Annotated in this window: 1 protein-coding gene; it reads right to left on the bottom strand. The window is 67.0% G+C overall.

Features of this window, described 5'->3' with window-relative positions; translation table 11 throughout:
- Positions 1–864: precorrin-6y C5,15-methyltransferase (decarboxylating) subunit CbiE (gene cbiE / locus EOA60_RS35140; protein WP_128312737.1), on the bottom strand; the 864-nt coding region annotated here is incomplete at both ends.

The following is an 864-nucleotide window of genomic DNA, read 5'->3' as shown; positions in this document are numbered from 1 at the left end:
GCCGCAATGCGCGGCGTTGCGATGGATGCGGGCGGCGCGCTCGCTGTCGGCTTCGATGGCAATCGCCCGCATCGAAGGGTGAGCCCGCATCCATTCGATGCCGATCGAGCCGGAGCCGGCACCGATGTCCCAGAGCAGTTCACCGCGCCGCGGCGCCAGCGCCGACAGCGTCATGGCGCGGATCTCGCGCTTGGTGATCTGGCCGTCATGCTCGAACAGATGATCGGCAAGGCCGACGGTCAAAGGCAGGATGCGCGCATCCGGAGTCGATTCTATTTCGAGCGCCAGCACGTTGAGCGGATTGATGTTTTTGAGATCGAAGGCGTCGGCGCGGGCAGCGTGGCGCGTTTCGCCCTGGCCGCCAAGCGCTTCGAGAACCGTCAACCGCGACGGACCGAAGCCGAGTTCGTCGAGCAGCGCGGCGATGGCGACCGGCGCGTCGCTGTCGGATGTGAGCGCAAGGATACGTGCGCCGGGGTGGAGCAGGGGGCGGAGGAGGTCGATCGAGTGGCCATGCAACGAGATGGTTTCGACATCCTGCAGCGCCCAGCCGAGACGGGAGGCGGCTAGCGACAGCGATGACGGCGCCGGCAGGACGAGCATCTCATCCGGTTTCACTTTGCGCGCGAGCGTGACGCCGACGCCGTGGAAGAACGGGTCGCCGGAAGCCACCACGCAGACGCTTCTGCCTTCGAGCGCCAGCACATCATGCATCTCGGCATCGAACGGCGTCGGCCACGGTCGCGCCTTGCCCTTGGCCAAGTCTGAGACGAGCGCGAGGTGCCGCTTGCCGCCAAAGATGACTTCGGCCTCGGCGATCCTGCGCTTGGCCTCGTCGCCCAGACCCGCTACACCGTCCTCGCC

It is taken from the genome of Mesorhizobium sp. M1A.F.Ca.IN.020.06.1.1 (assembly GCF_004023265.1).
Lineage (GTDB): Bacteria > Pseudomonadota > Alphaproteobacteria > Rhizobiales > Rhizobiaceae > Mesorhizobium.
This window is presented reverse-complemented; position numbering and strand designations above follow the sequence as displayed.